The organism is Streptomyces sp. NPDC057638, assembly GCF_042800315.1.
Taxonomy (GTDB): domain Bacteria; phylum Actinomycetota; class Actinomycetes; order Streptomycetales; family Streptomycetaceae; genus Streptomyces.
Genome location: NZ_JBHVHF010000033.1, coordinates 1 through 19,732, shown reverse-complemented (window position 1 = coordinate 19,732; position 19,732 = coordinate 1). Strand labels below are relative to the sequence as shown.

The window sequence follows — 19,732 nt, the reverse complement described above, 5'->3', positions numbered from 1 at the left end:
GGCCGGTATCAGACCCGGGTCACCGACGCGATCGGCATCATCCCGACCGGGTCGTAGCGCACCGACGCCCCCGGGTAGGGCGCGTGGATCACCTGACCGCCGCCCATGTACATCGCGACATGGCTGGCGTCGGAGCGGTAGGTGACCAGATCCCCGGGGCGCGCCTCGGCGAGGGAGACCTGGCGGCCCGCGTAGCGCTGGGCCTGGGAGGTACGGGGGATGGAGACACCCGCCTGCGCGTACGCCCACTGGGTCAGACCGGAACAGTCGAAGCCGCGCGGCCCGTTGGCCCCCCATACGTAGGGCAGCCCCAGCGCGCGCCGGGCGGCGGCGGCAGCGGCGGCGGCCCGGCCGGAGGCGGCGGGCCCGGTCAGTTCCTCGGGGAGCCCCGTCATCCCGGAACCGGCGCCGAAGGCGGCGCGCTCGGCCGGGGGCAGCGCGTTGAGGACCCGGCGCGCCGACGCGAGCTTGGCCGTGACCGCGCGCTTGTGGCGGGCGACGACCGCCCGGGACCGCTCCAGCTCCCCCAGGTCCCGCAGGGCCTCGGCCCGCTGCTGGCCCAGCTGGCGCTGGGCGTGGCGCAACTGGTCGAGCGCGGCACCCTGGCGCTGGCTGACCCGTTCCAGCAGCTCGGCCCGGGTCAGATAGCTGTCGGGGTCGGCGGAAAGCAGCAGGTCGAGGGCGGGATCGACACCACCGGAGCGGTACTGGGCGCCCGCCAGTGCCCCGAGCGCGCCCCGCATCCGGTTCAGCCGCTCCTGGCCGCGCGCGACGGCGTCCTGTGCCCGCGTCACGCGACCGCGCAGCGACCGGACCCGTTCCCCGGCCTCGTTGTAGCGCTCGGTGGCCTGCTCGGCCTCGGCGAAGAGCCGGTCCACCGTGGCCCGCGCGTCCTCACGGCGCTCCCCCGGGTCGGCTCCCGCCATCCCGCCCCCGAGCCCGGCGGCGGTCACCACCACGGTCGCCGACACGGCGGTGACCCTGGCGCTCTGTGTGAGACCCGGCGAGGAGGGCCGTCGATGGGACGCCACGTGCCGCGCTCCCTTCCGCTCTGCGAGGCCGGTTGGCGGCCGTACGAGGGCTGTTGCGCGGCAGACAGTAGCCGGGCGGGAGGGGGGCGGCCAAAGACGCCGCGACGGGCACAGATGTGCGCCCGAGGAGGGGAGTGTGAGGTCATCGGGCGGGCGGGTGCCCGGGGCGCGGGCGGGGAATTCCCTCATTCGGGGGGTGTGTCGCCCGTGGGGCGACAGCGAGCGCCGGAGCCGGGCGGGCGGCCTACGCCCCTGGCCCACATGGCCTGGACGGCCTGGATGACGGGCTACCCGAGGTTCCGGGCCGGCGCGCACGGGACACCCCACGGCGGGCCGGGCCCGGTGCTGACGGACGCGGTACCGACGGACGCGGTACCGACGGCGGCGGGCCCGACGGACGCGGTACTGACGGAAGGCGCGGCACCCGGTGGACGGACGGCCACCCGGCACCGCGCCTCGTCGGGCGCTCCGCCTCGCGTCGGATCAGACCCGGACGCCGAACTGGAACGGCATGTTGTTGATCGACTCGTACCGCACCACCGCGCCCGTGCGCGGCGAGTGCAGGATCTGGCCGTTGCCCGCGTAGAAGCCCACGTGGTGCAGGTCGTTGTAGAAGAAGACCAGATCGCCCTGCTTGAGGTCGCTCTGCTGGTAGATCCGCTGCCCGATGTTGGCCTGGGCCTGGGAGGTGCGCGGAATGGAGACATTCGCCTGGGCGAAGGCCCAGGAGGTGAAGCCCGAGCAGTCGAACGAGTTGGGGCCGGAGGCGCCGTAGACATACGGCGTGCCTATCTTGCTCTGCCCGGCGGCGAAGGCGGCGGCGGCCCGGTTGGAGGCGGAGGCGGTCTTGCCGAGATCCGCGCGCTGGCTGGTGCGGTTGGCGCGGGTCTCCTCCTCCTTGATCTCGGCGCGCTCCTGGGCGCTGAGGGAGTTGAGGAGCTTCTGCGCGGCGGCGAGCTTGCCCTGCACCTCGCGCTTCTTGCCACCGAGGAGCGTGCGGGTGTCGGCGAGGTCGCCGAGAGTCTGCTGCGCCTCCTTGCGCTGCTGGGCGAGGGTGCGCTGCTTGGCCTGGATGTCGGCTATCGCCTCGGCCTGCTTGGCGCCGAGCTGCTCCAGCGTGGAGGCTTTGTCGAGATAGCTGTCCGGGTCGGAGGAGAGCAGCAGCTGGAGCGCCGGGTCCATACCGCCGGAGCGGTACTGGGCGCTGGCGACCGAACCGAGCGAGTCCCGCAGCTCGTTGAGCTCGCCCTGGCCGCGCGCCACCTTGTCCTGGAGGGCGTCGACCTGCTTCTGGAGCTTGTCCTGGCGCTCCTGGGCGCCGTTGAACTTCTCCGTGGCCTTCTCGGCCTCTTCGTAGAGCTTGTCGACCTTGGCCTTGACCTCGCTCTTGCTGGGCTTGGGGTCGGCCTGGGCGGTCTGGGAGGTGAGGGCGACGGCAGCGGCGGCGGTCGCGGTGAGCACGGTCACTCGCGCGCGGCCCGGCTGCTTGGGACGACGGTGGGACGCCACGGAGTCGAGCTCCTTACTTCCTCACGACGCCTTCACTGTCACCCCGGATGGGTGATCAACCGCGCGAAGGTTCGATGGCGACCATAGTGACCCTCTTGTGATCAGTTCAAATCCTCCTGAGAAAAAACTCGATCGCGACGGACATTCTTTACTCGCGTCCCGTGCGCCCACAGCTCACCGATGACCACACAGACCGCCCATCACGGACATCTCCCAACCTCCGCCCGTCGAGCAGGGGTTCACCATCGGCGCCCGAACGGCCGGAAAGCGACGCGAACCCATCACGCCGGGTTACGGGCTCCGCCGGACCGCGCGCCCCCGGCCCACCCGGGGCCCAGCGAAGGGGCGCCGCCACCGTTCCCGGGGCGTCAGGGGACGTCCGGCCGGGCACACCGGGCGCAGCCCGCCCCCGACGTGACCCGGACTCAGCCCCGTCAGACCCGGGAGAGCCGCTTGAGGAGCATCGCCGAGGCCACCGGCCGGGCACCCGCCTTCGCGACCCCGTCCGCCACCTCGCGGTCGGTGGAGACCACCACCACCGGGCGCCCCGGCGGCTCCGCCCGCACCAGTTGCCGGATCAGCTCGTCCGCCGTCACCCCGGCCTTGGAGAAGAGCACCCGTACCCCGCGCGGCGGCGCCAGCAGCACCGGGGCCGCCAGCTCGGCGCCGTCGAAGACGCAGGTGATCTCGGCCCCGCTCTGCGCCGCGAGCACGGAGAGACCACCCAGCAGCCGCAGCCGCTGCTTCTCCAGCGGCATCGTGGGATAGCCGGTCTTGGTGACGTTGTAGCCGTCGACCACCAGATGCACCTGGGGCAGCGCCAGAAGCTGGTCGAGCAGGGCCGGATCGGTCTCGGACAGGGCCCGGGCCGCGATGTCCTTGGGCGACATCCGCCCGGGCGCGACCGCGTCGACGGTGTCGGCCGGACGCGTCGCCGCGGGCGGCAGCGCCAGTTCCCGGCGGAGCCCCTGGGCCGCGTCCAGCACGGTGTCCAGCAGCAGCCGCAGCCGCATGTCCTCGATGGAACGGCCCTCGCGGGCGGCGCGCCGCCCGGCCTCGACGGCGGCCTCGGCCTCACCGAGCCGGGCCTTGAGCCGCCGGTTCTCGCTCTCGGCGGAGGAGAGCTGGGCCGCCGAATCGGTCCGCAGGGTCTCGTTCTCCTCGCTCGCCCGCCGCAGCGCGGCCTCACCGCGCTTGAGGTCGCTCTGGGCGCTGCGGATCTTGCGCCGGAGCGCCTCGGCCTCGCGGCGGACGCTCTCCAGCTCGGCCCGGAGCCGTTCGGTCTCGCTCTTGGTCATACCGCGCGCCTCGACCAGCTCCTCCCGGAGCCGCTCCAGTTCGCGCCGGCCCGCCTCGTCGGCCCGCTCGGCGTCGGCGCGCTGGGCCTCCTCACCGGCGGCGGCGACCAGCTTGACCCACCCGGCGGGGCGCAGCACGTACGCGGCGGCGGCCACATCGAGCGGGTCGGCCGCGGCGGGCGGCGACCCGGCCGTCAGGGCGGCGCTGAGTTCGGGCTGGGCCAGGGCCAGCCGTTCACCGATGCGCTGCCGGAAGACCGGGTCGCCCTCCAGCGCTGCGGCCATCGCGTTGCCCGCGAACTTGGACCGCCGCGAGGGCGTGAACCGGACGTACTGACGGAGCTGCACCGGCAGCTCCCCGGGCGTGAGCCCACCGAAGGCGTCCGAGACCAGGGCCACGACCCGCCTGCGTACGCCTTCCGGCAACGGCCGGTCGAGCGCCTCGGCGGCGTCCCCGGCCGTACCGGCCGGTTCCGCCTCCCGGTCAGGCTGCTCCACGATCCGTCACCCCACTACCCTCGCCGGCCCGGCCGCTCCCGTCAGGAGTCGGCGCCCGGCCTGTCCACCAGTTCGATCTTGTCCACGGCACTGCACCAGCGGCAGCGCACGGACTCGATGGTCTCACTGAGCACCTCGCGCTCCTCGACCGCGGGCTCTCCCGCCAGGTCCAGATGGACGTACTCGACGACCTTGGAGGAGCGGGTCACGTCGAAGCGGGTGAGATTGCCGCAGAGCGTGCAGCGCCAGCGGGTCCGGGCCGTCGGCGAGGGGACCGTCGTCATGGTGGGACCTCTTTCTCCGGGGAGTCCGCCGGGGTCTCCCGAAGTCTGGCGGACGCGCGGTGCTCGCGCGCCCCCGTCTCTCCGGTTCCCCCGGTGCCCCGGTGTCTCTGGTTCTCTCCGTATGACCGGTGGTGGCTCATACGGGGAGCGGATGCCGCGGTGCGCCGTCGAACTGCGGGTGTACTCCCTGTAACTCTATGTCCTCAGGGGCCTCCAGGGGCACGGCGAGGCACTCTGTACCGGTCCGCTCACCTACGCCATGATCTGTCCCGTGATGGATGGGCGACGGGCCGCGAACCGGGCCATGGGCGCGTTCCGCTGGGCGGCGACGGGCCCCACGGTGACCTATGGAGTGATGGCGGTCTGCTGCGCGGTCTTCCTGGTCAGCCCGGTCTCCGGGCTCCATCCCGGATATGGCGGGGGCGAGGGGGCGCTCGCGGCGCAGTCCGCCTACTTCGAACGGTGGGGGGTCATTCCGGTCGAGCTGACGCGGGCGGCCCCCGGTTCTCCGCCCACCCTGCTCACCGCGCTCTTCGTGCACGGGAACTGGCTCCACCTCCTCGGCAACATGCTCTTCCTGCATGTCTTCGGCGCCATGGCCGAGGAGCGGATGGGACAGCTGGAGTTCCTCCTCTTCTATCTGGGGACGGGGGCGCTGGCGCTCTTCGGCTACGCGGCCGCCCACGCCGGGTCCGGGCAGACCCTGGTAGGGGCGTCGGGGGCGATCTCGGGGGTGCTCGGCGCGTTCCTGTTCCTCTTCCCCCGGGCCCGGGTCACCAGCCTCTTCCCGTTCCTCTTCTTTCTGCCGCTGCGCTTTCCCGCCTGGATCGTGCTGGTCTTCTGGTTCGCCCTCCAGTGGCTCGCGGCCTCCGGCGCCGGAGAGGGCGGAGTGGGGGTGGCGTACCTGGCGCATCTGGTGGGGTTCGCCCTCGGCTTCCTGTACGCCTGGGGGCGTTTTCACCGTACGGATAGAGTGAAGGTCCAGTCAGCGGGCACCGAGGGAGACAGTCAGCCGTGATCACCGCGATCGTGCTCATCAAGACCAGCGTGGACCGCATCCCGGAGATCGCCGAGGCGATTGCCGCGCTCGACAGTGTTCACGAAGTCTTCTCGGTCACCGGCACCTACGACCTGATCGCGCTGGTGCGGGTGGCCCGCCATGACGATCTGGCCGAGGTGATCCCCGGGCGGATCAGCAAGATCGAGGGGGTGCGGGCCACCGACACGCATGTGGCGTTCCGTACCTACTCCCAGCACGACCTGGAAGCGGCCTTCGCCCTCGGGCTCGACTCCTGACCCGGCGTCCGACCCGACGTTTCCGACCTGACCGCCGGCCGGACTGCCGACCACGCTCCTGAGTCCCAGCTCACAGGGATCGCGCTGGACGTAAGCGGAAGGCTGAGGCAAAGATGAAGACGTTTTCATCCGCGCCTCATACAGCGGCCTCACCTGGGCCGTCATCATCACGTTCATGGTCTTCTCGCATCGCATAGCGGCCCTCGCCGCCGTCGTCGCGATACCCCTGGGTATCGCGGTGACGAGTTACGCCCTCACTGACAGACCGGACGACCGCAAAGTGCCGCCGAAGGTGGAGCTGCCCACCAGCTCGCTCGCGCCCGGCGTCGTGCCGTCGCCCTCCGACGAGACCGTCGGCCCCCCGGTCAGTGAGTCCCCGTCCACCTCCGGCTCCTCACCCGCCGCCCGCCCCTCGACCCCGCCGCCCGCGCCCAGCGCGCCGTCGCCGCCCGCGCGGCCCGGTGGAGACGACGACGATGACGGCCCCGGACAGGACGATGACGGCCCCGGCGGCGACGACTCCGGTGACGACGGCTGACCCGGTACGCCGCTGGGTGTCGGCGCGCATACGCATTCTGCTCTGGCTGCTGCTGGTGATGGCGGTCGCCCTCGGGGCGGTCGCCACCGTGACCCGTTCGGTGCTGCTGCGGGAGATGGACCACCGCATCCAGGGCCATCTCGTCCAGGAGGCGGAGGAGTTCACCAGCTTCGTCGAGAAGGGAGTGGACCCCGACACCGGCGGCTCCATAACCGACCCCGGCAGGCTGCTCAAACTCTTCCTCGAACGGCAGTACCCCGACTCCGACGAGGAGCTGATGGGACTCCTCGGCGTGCGGGGCGAGACTCCGTACGTCAAGGAGCAGTCGCGCGAACTGCGGATGTCCCATCCGCTGGTCGACGACGACCGGGCACTGACGGAGATCTTCCGCTCCACCAAGGCGACCGGCACCGTGAACCGGCATGTCGACCCGGTCCGCTGGGCCAAGGTGGAGATCGTGTCGAGTCCGCCCTATCCGGACGCCTCCTTCGTGGTCGCCGTCCATCCCGAGGCCGAGCAGGCCAAGGTGAAGGACGTGTTCACCATGCTGCTGGCGATCTCCGGCATCGCGCTGCTGATGACCACCGGGATCGGCTGGGCCGTGGCGGGCCGCATCCTCATGCCCGTACGGCTGATCCGCACCACCGCCGCCGAGCTCAACGAACAGGATCTGACCCGGCGGATCCCCGTCCAGGGCCGTGATGACATCGCGGCGCTGGCGGAGACCTTCAATGGGATGCTGGACCGGCTGGAGCGGGCCTTCGCCGCGCAGCGGGAGTTCGTCGACGACGCGGGCCATGAGCTGAGGACCCCGATCACCATCGTCCGGGGCCATCTGGAGCTGATGGGAGACGATCCGGCCGAACGCGAGGAGACCATCCGGATCGTGCTGGAGGAGCTGGAGCGGATGAGCCGGATCGTGGAGGACCTGCTCCTGCTCGCCAAGGCCGAGCGGCCCGACTTCGTCAGCCGGGCACCCGCCCAGCTCGGGGAGCTGACCGCCGATGTCTTCGTCAAGGCCCGCGCGCTCGGCGAGCGGGACTGGCGGCTGGCCGGGGCCGCCGACGCCGAGGTGCTGGTCGACTCCCAGCGGATCACCCAGGCCATGGTGCAACTGGCGCAGAACGCCGTCCAGCACACCGTGCCGGGCCAGCGGATCAGCATCGGCTCGCGCGAGAGCGAGGGCCTGGTCGAACTGTACGTCGCCGATCAAGGACCCGGAGTCCAGCCCAAGGACGCCGAGGTCATCTTCGAGCGCTTCCGGCGCGGCACCGCGCGGCGCGGCGCCCGCGCCACCGGAGCGGGCCTGGGTCTCGCCATCGTCAAGGCCATCGCCGAGGGGCACGGCGGACGGGTCGAGCTGAGGCCGACCGAAGGTGGCGGGGCCACCTTCGTCCTCGTTCTCCAGGATGTACTCCAGGACCAGACGGACGTGAGGGAGACCGAGCTGTGAACCGCATACTCATCGTCGAGGACGAGGAGCGGATCGCCTCATTCGTCGAGAAGGGCCTCCGGGCCAACGGCTTCACCACCACCGTCGTCGGTGACGGCGACAGCGCCTTCGACTACGCGCTCACCGGCGGCTTCGACCTGGTCGTCCTGGACATCGGGCTGCCCGGCAAGGACGGTTTCACCGTGCTGCGCCAGCTGCGCGAGGCCCGGGTCTCGGTGCCGGTGATCGTGCTGACCGCGCGGGACTCGGTACGGGACACCGTGGCCGGTCTCGAAGGAGGCGCCGACGACTGGATGACCAAGCCGTTCCGCTTCGAGGAGCTGCTGGCCCGGGTGCGGCTCAGACTCCGCACGGCGGCCCGCGCCCCCGAGGTGACGGTCCTGCGCAGCGGCGAACTGACCCTGGACCTGCGCACCCGACGGGCCCGTTCGGGCGAGCGGATGGTGGATCTGACCGCCCGGGAGTTCGTGCTGCTGGAACTCTTCCTGCGCCATCCGGGCCAGGTGCTCTCCCGGGAGCAGATCCTCTCCCATGTGTGGGGGTACGACTTCGACCCGGGCTCCAACATCGTGGACGTCTATGTCCGCGCGCTGCGCAAGAAGCTGGGCGCGGAACGGGTGGAGACGGTACGGGGGATGGGGTACCGGCTGCCGGAGTGAGCGGCCGGGGTTCCAGGTGAGGGGAGGGGCGAGCGGAGGTCCGCTCGCCCCTTTCCCGTCTGTCCCGGCCTTCCTCGTAGGGCCGCCCCCGTCTGTCCCCGTCTGTCCCTGTCTGCCCTCGTCTGTCCTCGGCTTCCTCGTACGCTCGACCCCTCCCGTATGTCCTGACGCTCCTCACCCCGCCCGCCACGTCCCGCGGGCCCGGCGCCCTCCCTGCCGCGGAGCCCGGCGCCGTCCCGCACGGCCCGGCACCCTCCCGCCCGCGGATCCCCCGGCCCCAGGGGCGGAAGGCGTCCGGCCACACCCCCACACCCCCCACCCATGAAGTTCCTCTCATGAATGGCTCATGGAAGGCTCACCGCCCAGGTGAACGCTCTCTCATGTGACCTTGAACCTCCGACAGGGGGTGACGGCCTGTCTGGCCCTCTCCCTCGTCGCCCTGCTCGCCGTCCCCGGCAACTTCCCCGGTCTCGGCACCGACGCCCGGATCACCCTCGCCGTCTTCACCCTCGCGACCGCCGCCTGGATCGCGACCCCGATCGACGACACGTACATCGCGCTCGGCGCGGGACTGGCGCTGACCGCGACCGGGGTGCTCGACAGCGAGGAGCTGTTCGCTCCGCTCGGTGACGACACGGTGTGGCTGCTGATCTGCGCGTTCGTGCTGGCGGCGGCGGTGGCGCGGACCGGTCTCGCCGGGCGGGCGGCGGCGTTCCTGGTCGGCGGCGCCCGGACCGTACGTCAGCTGGTGCATCTGACGACGGCGGCGCTGGTGGTCACCGCGTTCGCGGTCCCGGCGACCTCGGGGCGCGCCGCGCTCGCCATGCCGGTCTTCCTGGCCCTCGCCAAGGTCCTGGCCGACCGGAAGCGACTGGTCGTGATGCTGGCACTGCTCTTCCCGACCGTGATCCTCCTCTCCGCCGTCGCGACCCTGATCGGCGCCGGAGCACATCTGATCACCGTCTCGGTGCTCTGGGAGTCCGTCGGTGAGCGGATCGGCTTCACCGAGTGGCTGCTGATCGGACTGCCGCTGGCCATCGTCTCGTCCCATCTGGCGGCCGAGGTGGTGCTCCTGACGACCACCCGCAGGGCCGACCGCCAGGGGCCGGTCGAGATCACCGCCGAGCAGATCCAGGAACACAGCGAGCAGCCCGTCACGGGCCCCTGGTCGGCCGCGGAGACCCGCTGCGCGAGCCTGCTCGCCACGGTGATCGCGCTCTGGTGCAGCGAACCGCTGCACCGGGTCTCACCCGCCGTCGTCGCCCTGATCGGCGCCGTCGTGGTGGCGTCGCCCGCGATCGGGACCGTACGGCTGAAGGACGCGCTCAAGACGGTGCCCTGGTCGATGCTGCTCTTCATGGCCGCCACCATGGCCATGGGCGTGGCGCTCGCCGACTCGGGCGCGGCGAAGTGGCTGGTCGGCGGGGTGCCGCTGGATCTGTCGCCGTGGGTCTTCCTCGGCGTCGTGGTGCTGGTCTCCACGGCCGCCCATCTCGTCCTCCAGTCGCGCTCCGCACGCTCCTCGGTCCTGGTGCCCCTGGTGGTCGCCGCCGCCGTGGGCGCCGGGGTCAACCCGGTGGCCGCCGCGCTGGCCTCCACCGCCGCCGCGGGCTTCTGCCACACGCTGCCCGCCTCCGCCAAGCCGGTCACCCTCTTCGCGGAGATACCCGGCGTGCCCACCTACACCCCGCGTGACCTGTTGCGGCTCTCGGTCTTCCTGGCCCCGCTGACCGCCGCTCTCGTGCTCCTGTTCGCCGTCGCCGTCTGGCCGCTGCTCGGCGTGCCCGTCCGCTGACGCCCGCTCAACCCTCAAGGAGTTTCCCCATGCTGACCCGCATCGCCGTCGCCCCCAGCGGCTTCAAGGAGTCCCTGTCCGCCGAAAGCGCCGCCGAGGCCATCGCCACGGGGGTCCGCCGGGTGGTTCCCGACGCCGAGATCGATCTGATCCCGCTGGTCGACGGCGGCGAGGGCACCGCCCACGCGCTCGCGGTCGCCAGCGGCGGCCGGCTCGTGCCGCTCTGGGCCACCGGCCCCACCGGGGACCGCGTCGGCACCCACTTCGCCCTCCTCGGCGACGACGAGTCCACCGCCGTGGTGGAGATGGCGGCGGTCGCCGGGCTCTCCCTGGTCCCGCACGACCTGCGCGACCCCAGCGCCACCACCACCTACGGCGTCGGTGAGCTGATCCGCGCCGCCCTCGACACCGGGGCCCGCCGGATCCTCGTCGGCTGTGGCGACTCCGGCACCTCCGACGGTGGCGCGGGCGCGCTCCAGGCGCTCGGCGCCCGGCTGCTCGACGCCGACGGCCGGGAGCTGCCCCGGGGCGGCGGCCGGCTGCGCTCCCTCGACCGGATCGACACCTCCGGGCTCGACCCGCGGCTGTGGGAGACGGAGATACGCGTCGCCTGCAACCCGTTCAACGTGCTCTGCGGCGAACGCGGGGTCGCCCGCGTCTTCGGCCCCCAGAAGGGCGCCACCCCCGCCCAGGTCGAGCATCTCGCGTCGGCCCTCGAACACTGGGCCGACGTTCTGACCCGCGATCTCGGCGGCCGGTTCGACCTCCGTACCGACCTCTACACCGGTCCCGGAACCGGCGCCTCCGGCGGTCTCGGCGCCGGGCTGGCCGCCCTCGGCGCCCAGTTGCTCCCCCGCTTCGACGTCCTGCTGGACCATCTCGACCTCGACGCCCGGCTCGCCCGCGCCGATCTGATCCTCACCGCCGAGGGCGCGCTGGACCACCAGACCCCGCGCGGCAAGGTCCCCGCCGAGGTCGCCCGCCGCGCCAAGCGGTACGGACGGCCCGTGCTCGCCCTCGCCGGCACCCTCGGCGACGGCGCCCACCAGGTGCGCGCGGCGGGCGTCGACGCCTACGGCTCGATCCTGCCCGCGCCGGTCAGCCTCACCGAAGCCCTCAGCCGGGGCGGCGAGTTCCTCACCGACGCCACCGAGCGCGCGATGCGGATGGTGCTGATCGGGACCCGGCTGTCGGCTCAGAACGAGCCGGTGGGGTCCGGGACACACCGGCCGTCCTCGGTGCGGTAGTTCCACCGGGCGCCCTCGGTGACCAGTTCCCGTACGGCCCGTACGAAGCGCTCGACGTGCTCGTCGGGGGTGCCCGCCCCGAAGCTGACCCGGATCGCGTTCAGCGACCGCTCGCCCGGCGCCGCTTCCGGGGCGCCGCACTCCCCCGGCTGCTCCGCGTCGCTGCCGAGCAGGGTCCGCACCAGCGGATGGGCGCAGAAGAGGCCGTCGCGCACCCCGATCCCGTACTCGGCGGAGAGCGCGGCGGCGAAGTGGGAGCTGTTCCAGCCCTCCACCACGAAGGAGATCACGCCGACGCGCGGCGCGTCGTCGCCGAAGAGGGAGAGGATCCGCACCTCGGGGACGGCGGCGAGCCCCTCGCGGACGGTGGCGATCAGCTCCCGCTCCCGCGCCACGAGCCCCTCGAACCCGGCCTCCGTGAGCGCCTTGCAGGCGGAGGCGATGGAGTAGGCGCCGATCACGTTCGGCGAACCGGCCTCATGACGGGCGGCCGTGGTGTGCCACTCGACCGCCACCCCGCCGTCCGCCCGGCGCGCGACCGTACGGGAGGCACCGCCGCCCGCCAGGTACGGCTCCGCCTCCTGGAGCCAGTCGGCCCGCCCGGCCAGCACCCCGGCGCCGAACGGCGCGTACAGCTTGTGCCCCGAGAACGCCACCCAGTCCACGTCCAGTTCCTGGACGGAGACGGGGTGGTGCGGCGCGAGCTGCGCCGCGTCCAGCACGATCCGGGCGCCGTGGGCGTGCGCGGCGGCGGCCAGCTCCCGTACCGGCCACAGCTCACCGGTCACGTTCGACGCGCCCGTCACACAGACCAGCGCGGGCCCGTACGGGTCCCGGTCCGCCAGCGCCCGCTCCAGCGTGGTGACCGCCTCCTGCGGGGTACGGGGGGCGTTGAGGTACGTCACCCGCGCGTCCCGCCACGGCAGCAGCGACGCGTGGTGCTCGGTCTCGAAGACGAACACCTCACACCCGGCCGGGATCACGGCCGCCAGCAGATTGAGCGAGTCGGTCGTGGAACGGGTGAAGACGATCTGGTCACCGTCCCGACAGTCCAGGAACTCGGCGACCGTCGCGCGGCTGTTCTCGAAGAGATCGGTGGAGAGCTGCGAGAGATAGCCCGCCCCCCGGTGCACGCTGCCGTAGTACGGCGCGTACGCGGCCACATCGTCCCAGACCCGCTGGAGCGCGGGCGCGCTGGCGGCGTAGTCCAGCGCCGCGTAGGTGACCTCGCCCCCGGTGACCAGCGGCACGGTGACATCCCGGCCGAGGACGGGCAGCGGGGCGGCGGTGTCGATGACGGCGGCGGCGTGGGCGTGAGCGGACATGACGGAACTCCTGGCGGCAGGGCGGAAGACGGGGACACCCACCGGGCCGGGAGCCGGGACATACCGATACCTCGACCGGCGCCGGAGCGCGGGCATAGACGTCGAGAGGTGTCGGAACTACCCAGGTATGGGACCGAGTACGGACCGGGACGCGCGCGTTCCATCAACGCGACCGCGACCGCGACCAGCCGGGGTGGGGGTGAGAAGGGTGCTGAAGAAGGGGCGTTCAGCCCTAGCGCATTCGCTTGCTCACGAGACTGCTCCCTTGAGGACCAGGACCCCAGGGTTCGCAGGGGTCCGCGCTTGCCGCGGGCCTCGCTGCCAGCGGCCTGGTCTTCACCCGGGGCACCCCGCCACGGACGGAGGGTTGCCGGACAGCGGGCCGGGGCCGTAGTCGCTGTCGCTCATGACCTGCGAGGACGCTATGTCACCCGCCCCACCCCCCGCAACCCCGGCCCACCATCCGGACACCCCTCGGGCCCCAGGCGTCGGCCCGGGGCCCGAGGGGTGGGGCGGCCGGTCAGGCGGTGGTCGCGGTGATCCAGCGGGTGAGGGAGGTGGCGGCCGCGCCGGAGTCGAGGGACTCCGCCGCCCGCCCCATCGCGTCCGAGAGCTGCGACGCCAGCGGCGCCGCCGTCGGATCCAGCGCCACCAGCGCGGCCGCCGAGTTCAGCAGCACCGCGTCCCGTACGGGCCCCCGCTCCCCCGCGAGCAGCCGCCGGGCGACATCCGCGTTGTAGGAGGCGTCGGCGCCCCGCAGGGCTTCGACCGGGACCAGGTCGAGGCCGACATCCCGGGGGTCGAAGCGCTCTTCCCGGACGGCCCCGTCCCGTACCACCCAGACCCGGGAGGTCGCGGTCGTGGTCAGCTCGTCCAGGCCGTCGTCGCCCCGGAAGACCAGCGCGGTGGAGCCGCGTTCGGCGAGGACGCCCGCGAGGATCGGCGCCATGCGGGCGTCGGCGACGCCGGTGGCCTGGGCGGTGACCTTGGCCGGATTGGTCAGCGGGCCGAGGAAGTTGAAGGTGGTGCGGATGCCGATCTCGCGGCGGGCGGCGGCCACATGCCGCAGCGCGGGGTGGAACTTCACCGCGAAGCAGAAGGTGATGCCCGCCTCTTCGGCGACCTCGGCGACGCGCCCCGGCGACAGTTCCAGGTTGACCCCGAGCTTCTCCAGGACGTCGGAGGCGCCGGAGGCGCTGGAGGCGGCGCGGTTGCCGTGTTTGACGACCTTCACGCCCGTACCGGCGACGACGATCGCGGACATGGTGGAGATGTTGACGGTCTTGGCGCCGTCACCGCCGGTGCCGACGATGTCGACGCTGGGTCCGGGGACGTCGATGAGGTGGGCGTGGGCGTACATGGTCCGGACGAGTCCGGAGATCTCCTCGACGGTCTCGCCCTTGGCCCGCAGGGCGACGGCGAAGGCCGCGATCTGGGCGTCGGTGGCCGCACCGCTGAGGATGCGGTCCATCGCCCAGGCGGTGGCGTCGGCGCTCTGGTCGCGCTGGTCGAGGAGGGCGTTGAGAACGGTGGGCCAGGAGTGGGCCAGCCCGCTGTCGCCGCCTGCCGGGGTCTCAACGCTCATGGTCCGCTCCAGGGTCCATCGAATCGACTGGGAAGTGTCCCGAACGGGGGACACCGTCCACCCTATCCAGTGCGGGGAACGGCGAAGAGCCCCGTCCGGCGGTTGGACGGGGCTCCGCGCTGTGGCGATCAGTCGGTCAGTCGATCCGTGTGATCAGTCGATCTCTCGATCTGTCTGAGCCTCTGTGGCTCGGTGAACCGGTGTCCCGGCCTCGCGGCCGGTGCGGTGACCGGCCGGAGGGGCCGGTCACCCGCGATCAGTGGTGGCCGTGGCCCTCGCTGATCTCCTTGTACTCCTCCGGCGTGGCCTTGGGGATCTGGTTGCCCTCCCCGTAGAAGCCCTTGCTGAGGCTGACCCGGGTCTTCTCGATGATGCCGGGCTTGCGCTCGACACCGTTCTCGTCGACCGTCGGGCCGAGCTCCAGCGGCTTGGGCTGCTCATGCGAGGTGAGGGTGTAGAGCGCGCCCTGGCTGAGCGGCTCGTGGACCTCGATGAACTCACCGTGCGGCAGTCGCTTGATGATGCCGGTCTCGCGACCGTGCAGCACCTTGTCGCGGTCGCGGCGCTGGAGACCCAGGCAGATGCGCTTCGTGGCGATGAAGGCGAGGACCGGTCCGACGAAGAAGAAGATCCGGACGAACCAGGTGATCGCGTTGATCGACAGGTTGAAGTGCGTGGCCCAGATGTCGTTACCGCCACCCACCAGCATGATGAAGTACGCGGTCAGCCAGGCCACACCGAACGCGGTCCGGGTCGGGGCGTTGCGCGGGCGGTCCAGGATGTGGTGCTCGCGCTTGTCGCCGGTGACCCAGGACTCGATGAACGGGTAGACGGCGATGGCGGCCAGCATCAGCGGGAAGACCAGCAGCGGGATGAAGACACCCAGGACCAGGGTGTGACCCCAGGCGTTGATCTCCCAGCTGGGCATCACACGGACCAGACCCTCGGCGAAGCCCATGTACCAGTCCGGCTGGGCGCCGGTGGAGACCAGGTCCGCCCGGTAGGGGCCGATACTCCACACCGGGTTGAGCGTCGCGATGGCGGCGATCACCGAGATGACACCGAAGACCAGGAAGAAGAAGCCTCCGGCCTTGGCCATGTAGACCGGCAGCAGCGGCATGCCGACGACGTTCTTCTCGGTGCGGCCCGGACCCGCGTACTGGGTGTGCTTGTGGTACACGACGAGGATCAAGTGGGCCACGAGCAGACCCAGCATGATGCCCGGCAGCAGCAGGATGTGGATCGAGTAGAACCGGCCGACGAAGTCGTGGCCCGGGAACTCCCCGCCGAACAGGAACATCGAGATGTACGTGCCGACGACCGGCACGGACAGGATCGCGCCCTGCATAAAGCGGACACCGGTGCCGGAGAGCAGGTCGTCCGGGAGCGAGTAGCCGGTGAAGCCGGTGAACATGCCGAGGACGAGCAGCAGGAAGCCGAAGAGCCAGTTGACCTCGCGCGGCTTGCGGAACGCGCCGGTGAAGAAGACGCGCATCATGTGCACCATCATCGCGGCGACGAAGATCAGCGCGGCCCAGTGGTGGATCTGCCGGATCAGCAGGCCACCGCGGACATCGAAGCTGATCTCCACGGTCGACGCGTACGCCTCCGACATCCGCACGCCCTGCAACGGGACGTACGAGCCGTGGTAGACGATCTCGTTCATCGACGGCGAGAAGAACAGCGTCAGATACACACCCGTGAGGATGATGATGACGAAGCTGTAGAGGCAGATCTCACCGAGCATGAAGGACCAGTGGTCCGGGAAGATCTTGCGCATGTTGGCCTTGGCCAGGGTGTAGATCCCCAGCCGGCCGTCGGCCCAGTCGGCGACGCGCTCGCCCGCGGGCGCTTTGCCCTTGGCCTTGGTGGCCTGGGTCTCGGTCACAGTGCTCATCCGCGCTCCCAGAAGGAAGGACCGACGGGCTCGTCGAAGTCACCGAGCGCGTGGAGGTTGCCCTCAGCGTTCACACCGATCCGCAGCTGCGGCAGTGCGTGACCCGCGGGGCCGAAGATGACACGGGCTCCGTCGGAGAGGTCGAAGGTGGACTGGTGGCACGGGCAGAGCACGTGGTGGGTCTGCTGCTCGTAGAGGCTGATCGGGCAGCCGACGTGGGTGCAGATCTTGGAGAACGCCACGATGCCCTCGTGGGACCACTCCAGCTCCCGCTTGTCCTTGATGTCGTCGGGACGGATCCGGACGATCATCAGGGCGGCCTTGGCGATCTGGGACTGGAAGTTGTGGTCTTCCTCGGTGAGCCCCTCGGGCATCGCGAAGACCAGCGAACCGACCGTGATGTCCTCGGGACGCAGCGGCTGGTGCGTGTTCATGTTGATGAGCTGCTTGCCCTTGGCCCACAGGGTGGAGCGGAGCTTCTTCTCCGGCAGCGGACCGAGGTCACGCAGCAGCACCACGCCCGAGAGCGGGACCAGCGCCAGCGCACCGAACATGGTGTTGCGCACCAGCTTGCGGCGGCCGAAGCCGGACTCTTCGGCGCCCGCCTTCCAGTCGGCCATGACCTTGGCCTTGACCTCGGGCGACGCCTCGATCGGGTGACGCTCGTCGGCGACCTCGACATCGGACATCAGGGTGCGGGCCCAGTGGACCGCGCCCGCGCCGATGAAGAAGAGCGCCGCGCCCAGCGTCAGGCCGAGCGAGAAGTTGAGCGCGCTCACCCGGCCGATGGGCCAGATGTAGACGAGCTTGTCGACCGGGAAGATCACGAAGCACGCGATGAAGGCGACGGTCGCGAGCATCGAGAGCACGAAGAAGAGTGCCACGGTGCGCTCGGACCGCTTGGCGGCCCGCTCGTCGATGTCCTGGATACGCGGCTTGTGCTCGGGCAGACCCGGGTCGGCGAACGGGTTGTCGTCCGTCCGGTGGGCTACGGCGGTGCTGCCGTGCCCGGCCGCGTCGTGCGCGGCGGCCTGCTCTGACGGCAGGTTCTCTGGAATGTCTTGGCTACTCATGACTTCTTGGCCTTAGCGGTGTGGGCACCGACCCAGACGGCGACTGCGATGAGCGCGCCCAGACCGAAGATCCAGGCGAACAGACCCTCGACGACCGGGCCGAGACCGCCCAGCCTCAGACCGCCGGGGTTGGCCGCCACCTTGGGGTCGTTCATCTCCTCGACGTAGGCGATGATGTCCCGCTTCTCCTGCTCCGGCAGCACGCCGTCAGGATAGGACGGCATGTTCTGCGGGCCGGTCAGCATGGCCTCGTAGAGGTGCTTGGCGCTGACACCCTCCAGGCTGGGGGCGTACTTGCCGTTGGTCAGGGCGCCGCCCTTACCGGTGAAGTTGTGGCACTGGGCACAGTTGGTACGGAAGAGGTCACCGCCCTTGGCGATGTCGGCACCCTTGGGGCTGTACTGCTTCTCGGTCGGCGTGATCGGGCCGGCGCCGAGGCCGGCGATGTACGCGGCCATCTGGTCGATCTCGGCCTGCGTGTAGACGACCTTCTTCTTGGGCACCTGCGCGCCGGGCTGCTGGGCCGGCATACGGCCGGTGCCGACCTGGAAGTCGACGGCGGCGGAGCCGACGCCGATCAGGCTCGGGCCGTCGGTCGTGCCCTGACCACTGGTTCCGTGGCAGCTGGCGCAGCCGACGGTGTAGAGCTTCTTGCCCTCCTCGATGGCGAGGGACTGGGCGGTTTCATCGGCCTGCGCCTTGTCCGCGGGCGCGAACGCGGCGTACAGCCCCCCCGTGGCCGCCAGCGCGATAAGGAGGACGACGAGCGCCGCCAGCGGATGGCGTCGTCGTGCGGAGAGCTTTTTCACGGATTACCCCGGTGTCAGGATTTTCTGCGTCGATGCTTCTGGGCTGAGTACGTCGGGCAACGGGTGCCCGTGCCGTTACTTGATCATGTAGATCGTGGCGAAGAGGCCGATCCAGACGACATCGACGAAGTGCCAGTAGTAGGACACGACGATGGCGGAGGTCGCCTGCTCGTGGGTGAATCGCCTGGCCGCGTACGTCCGCCCCAGGACCAGCAGGAAGGCGAAGAGTCCGCCCAGCACGTGCAGTCCGTGGAATCCGGTGGTCAGGTAGAACACCGATCCGTACGGGTCAGACGAGAGGGAGAGCCCGTGCTGGACCAGCTCGGTGTACTCGTACACCTGGCCGCCGATGAAGATCGCGCCCATGATGAACGTGACGATGAACCACGTCCGGAGCTTCTTCACGTCACCGCGCTCGGCGGCGAAGACGCCGAGCTGACAGGTGAGGGAGGAGAGCACCAGGATCGTGGTGTTCGTCAACGAGAACGGGAAGTTCAGGAGGTCGGCCCGCTCGGACCAATACTCGGCGCCTCTCACTGAGCGCAGAGTGAAGTACATCGCGAAGAGGGCCGCGAAGAACATCAGCTCGGAACTGAGCCAGATGACTGTTCCGACGCTGGTGAGGTTCGGCCGATTGACCGACGGGTGCGCGTGCCCGGTTTCTACTGTCGTTGCTGTCGCCACGACCGACATTATGTCGGTCGCTTATCCCGCCCTCACTCCGGGGGGTGCCGTTCGGTGTGTCCGTGGCACTGATAGTGGACCGTTCCAGTGTCGTTCCCGGTCGGCCGCCTGATCACGGTGTGCCCGAACGGCCCATCGAAGGCGTGTCCGAACCGCTGCCCCGGGGCAGTTGGAACGAGTAGCATCCGGCCCACTGGTGCTTGATCCGACACGTGGTCCGAGAACAGCGAACCGTCGAAGTCACGGAGGAACGATGCAGCCGACCGCCACCGTGCTGGTCTACAGCGATGACGCCAACACCCGCGAACAGGTGAGGCTGGCCACGGGACGCAGGCCCGCGGCTGACGTTCCCCCGGTCGAGTTCATCGAGTGCGCCACGCTCCCGGCCGTGCTCGCCCGGCTCGAAGCGGGCGGGGTGGATGTCTGTGTCCTGGACGGGGAGACCGTCCCGGCGGGCGGGATGGGGGTCTGCCGCCAGATCAAGGACGAGATCTTCAACTGCCCGCCGGTGCTGCTGCTGATCGGGCGGCCCCAGGACGCCTGGCTGGCCACCTGGAGCCGGGCCGAGGCGGCGGTGACGCTGCCGGTGGAGCCGGTGGAGTTCGCGGAGGCGCTGGCGGGGCTGCTGCGGGGCCGTCTGGCCGGGGCGGCATAAGAGTGCCGTAAACCCTTCCGTACGCCCTGGGAGGCCCCTCAGGGCCCTTCTGACCCACGCGTCGGACACGCCCGTGCCCGGTGCCCCCGACGGGGA

Annotated in this window: 18 protein-coding genes and 1 riboswitch; of the genes, 8 read left to right on the top strand and 10 right to left on the bottom strand. The window is 71.0% G+C overall.

All coding sequences use genetic code 11. The features are described from left to right. Positions 1-8 precede the first annotated feature (8 nt). From ACFVIM_RS07510 to ACFVIM_RS07495, 4 genes are all read right to left on the bottom strand, one after another. The gene (locus ACFVIM_RS07510; protein WP_384299704.1) at positions 9-1,031 is read right to left on the bottom strand and encodes an NlpC/P60 family protein; all 1,023 of its coding nucleotides are present in this window, start codon (positions 1,029-1,031) and stop codon (positions 9-11) included. A gap of 483 nt (positions 1,032-1,514) precedes the next feature. Continuing rightward, a complete protein-coding gene (locus ACFVIM_RS07505) occupies positions 1,515-2,540 on the bottom strand; it encodes an NlpC/P60 family protein (protein WP_384299703.1) in 1,026 nt (341 codons plus the stop codon). Positions 2,541-2,974: 434 nt separating this feature from the next. Then, entirely contained in the window at positions 2,975-4,336 is a 1,362-nt protein-coding gene (locus ACFVIM_RS07500; protein ID WP_384299702.1) for an NYN domain-containing protein, read from the bottom strand. Positions 4,337-4,377: 41 nt separating this feature from the next. Next, positions 4,378-4,620: a hypothetical protein gene (locus ACFVIM_RS07495; protein ID WP_384299701.1), complete on the bottom strand. Its 243-nt coding sequence runs from the start codon at positions 4,618-4,620 to the stop codon at positions 4,378-4,380. 274 nt (positions 4,621-4,894) lie between these two features. Here ACFVIM_RS07495 and ACFVIM_RS07490 point away from each other — a divergent pair, with 274 nt between their 5' ends. From ACFVIM_RS07490 to ACFVIM_RS07460, 7 genes are all read left to right on the top strand, one after another. Then, the gene (locus tag ACFVIM_RS07490) at positions 4,895-5,638 is read left to right on the top strand and encodes a rhomboid family intramembrane serine protease (protein ID WP_384299721.1); all 744 of its coding nucleotides are present in this window, start codon (positions 4,895-4,897) and stop codon (positions 5,636-5,638) included. Beyond that, entirely contained in the window at positions 5,635-5,916 is a 282-nt protein-coding gene (locus tag ACFVIM_RS07485) for an Lrp/AsnC ligand binding domain-containing protein (RefSeq protein WP_384299700.1), read from the top strand. The genes ACFVIM_RS07490 and ACFVIM_RS07485 overlap by 4 nt, the downstream gene beginning before the upstream one ends. Positions 5,917-6,091: 175 nt before the next feature. Then, positions 6,092-6,454 (top strand): hypothetical protein, encoded by a 363-nt coding sequence (locus tag ACFVIM_RS07480; RefSeq protein ID WP_384299699.1) that lies wholly within the window; start codon positions 6,092-6,094, stop codon positions 6,452-6,454. Further along, the gene (locus ACFVIM_RS07475) at positions 6,393-7,907 is read left to right on the top strand and encodes an ATP-binding protein (RefSeq protein WP_384299698.1); all 1,515 of its coding nucleotides are present in this window, start codon (positions 6,393-6,395) and stop codon (positions 7,905-7,907) included. The genes ACFVIM_RS07480 and ACFVIM_RS07475 overlap by 62 nt, the downstream gene beginning before the upstream one ends. Continuing rightward, positions 7,904-8,566, top strand: coding sequence for a response regulator transcription factor (locus ACFVIM_RS07470; protein WP_384299697.1), 663 nt, complete (start codon positions 7,904-7,906; stop codon positions 8,564-8,566). The genes ACFVIM_RS07475 and ACFVIM_RS07470 overlap by 4 nt, the downstream gene beginning before the upstream one ends. 382 nt (positions 8,567-8,948) lie before the next feature. After that, complete coding sequence (locus ACFVIM_RS07465) at positions 8,949-10,361, top strand: SLC13 family permease (protein WP_384299696.1); 1,413 nt, start codon at positions 8,949-8,951, stop codon at positions 10,359-10,361. A gap of 29 nt (positions 10,362-10,390) precedes the next feature. Then, positions 10,391-11,608: a glycerate kinase gene (locus tag ACFVIM_RS07460; protein ID WP_384299695.1), complete on the top strand. Its 1,218-nt coding sequence runs from the start codon at positions 10,391-10,393 to the stop codon at positions 11,606-11,608. Here ACFVIM_RS07460 and ACFVIM_RS07455 read toward each other — a convergent pair. The 6 genes from ACFVIM_RS07455 to ACFVIM_RS07430 all read right to left on the bottom strand — a co-directional run bounded on the left by ACFVIM_RS07455 (position 11,557) and on the right by ACFVIM_RS07430 (position 18,990). Next, entirely contained in the window at positions 11,557-12,933 is a 1,377-nt protein-coding gene (locus tag ACFVIM_RS07455) for an aminotransferase class V-fold PLP-dependent enzyme (RefSeq protein WP_384299694.1), read from the bottom strand. The genes ACFVIM_RS07460 and ACFVIM_RS07455 overlap by 52 nt on opposite strands. A 294-nt stretch (positions 12,934-13,227) precedes the next feature. Continuing rightward, positions 13,228-13,345, bottom strand: a riboswitch (SAM riboswitch). 108 nt (positions 13,346-13,453) lie between these two features. Next, a complete protein-coding gene (gene trpD, locus ACFVIM_RS07450; RefSeq protein ID WP_384299693.1) occupies positions 13,454-14,518 on the bottom strand; it encodes an anthranilate phosphoribosyltransferase in 1,065 nt (354 codons plus the stop codon). 256 nt (positions 14,519-14,774) lie between these two features. Continuing rightward, positions 14,775-16,415, bottom strand: coding sequence for a cytochrome bc complex cytochrome b subunit (locus ACFVIM_RS07445; RefSeq protein ID WP_384299692.1), 1,641 nt, complete (start codon positions 16,413-16,415; stop codon positions 14,775-14,777). Then, entirely contained in the window at positions 16,412-17,488 is a 1,077-nt protein-coding gene (locus tag ACFVIM_RS07440) for a Rieske 2Fe-2S domain-containing protein (protein ID WP_384299691.1), read from the bottom strand. The genes ACFVIM_RS07445 and ACFVIM_RS07440 overlap by 4 nt, the downstream gene beginning before the upstream one ends. After that, entirely contained in the window at positions 17,485-18,297 is an 813-nt protein-coding gene (locus ACFVIM_RS07435; protein ID WP_384299690.1) for a c-type cytochrome, read from the bottom strand. The genes ACFVIM_RS07440 and ACFVIM_RS07435 overlap by 4 nt, the downstream gene beginning before the upstream one ends. Positions 18,298-18,372: 75 nt before the next feature. Further along, positions 18,373-18,990: a heme-copper oxidase subunit III gene (locus ACFVIM_RS07430; protein ID WP_384299689.1), complete on the bottom strand. Its 618-nt coding sequence runs from the start codon at positions 18,988-18,990 to the stop codon at positions 18,373-18,375. 244 nt (positions 18,991-19,234) lie between these two features. Between ACFVIM_RS07430 and ACFVIM_RS07425 the strand changes: the two genes are divergently transcribed. Further along, complete coding sequence (locus ACFVIM_RS07425) at positions 19,235-19,636, top strand: hypothetical protein (RefSeq protein ID WP_384299688.1); 402 nt, start codon at positions 19,235-19,237, stop codon at positions 19,634-19,636. Positions 19,637-19,732 lie beyond the last annotated feature (96 nt).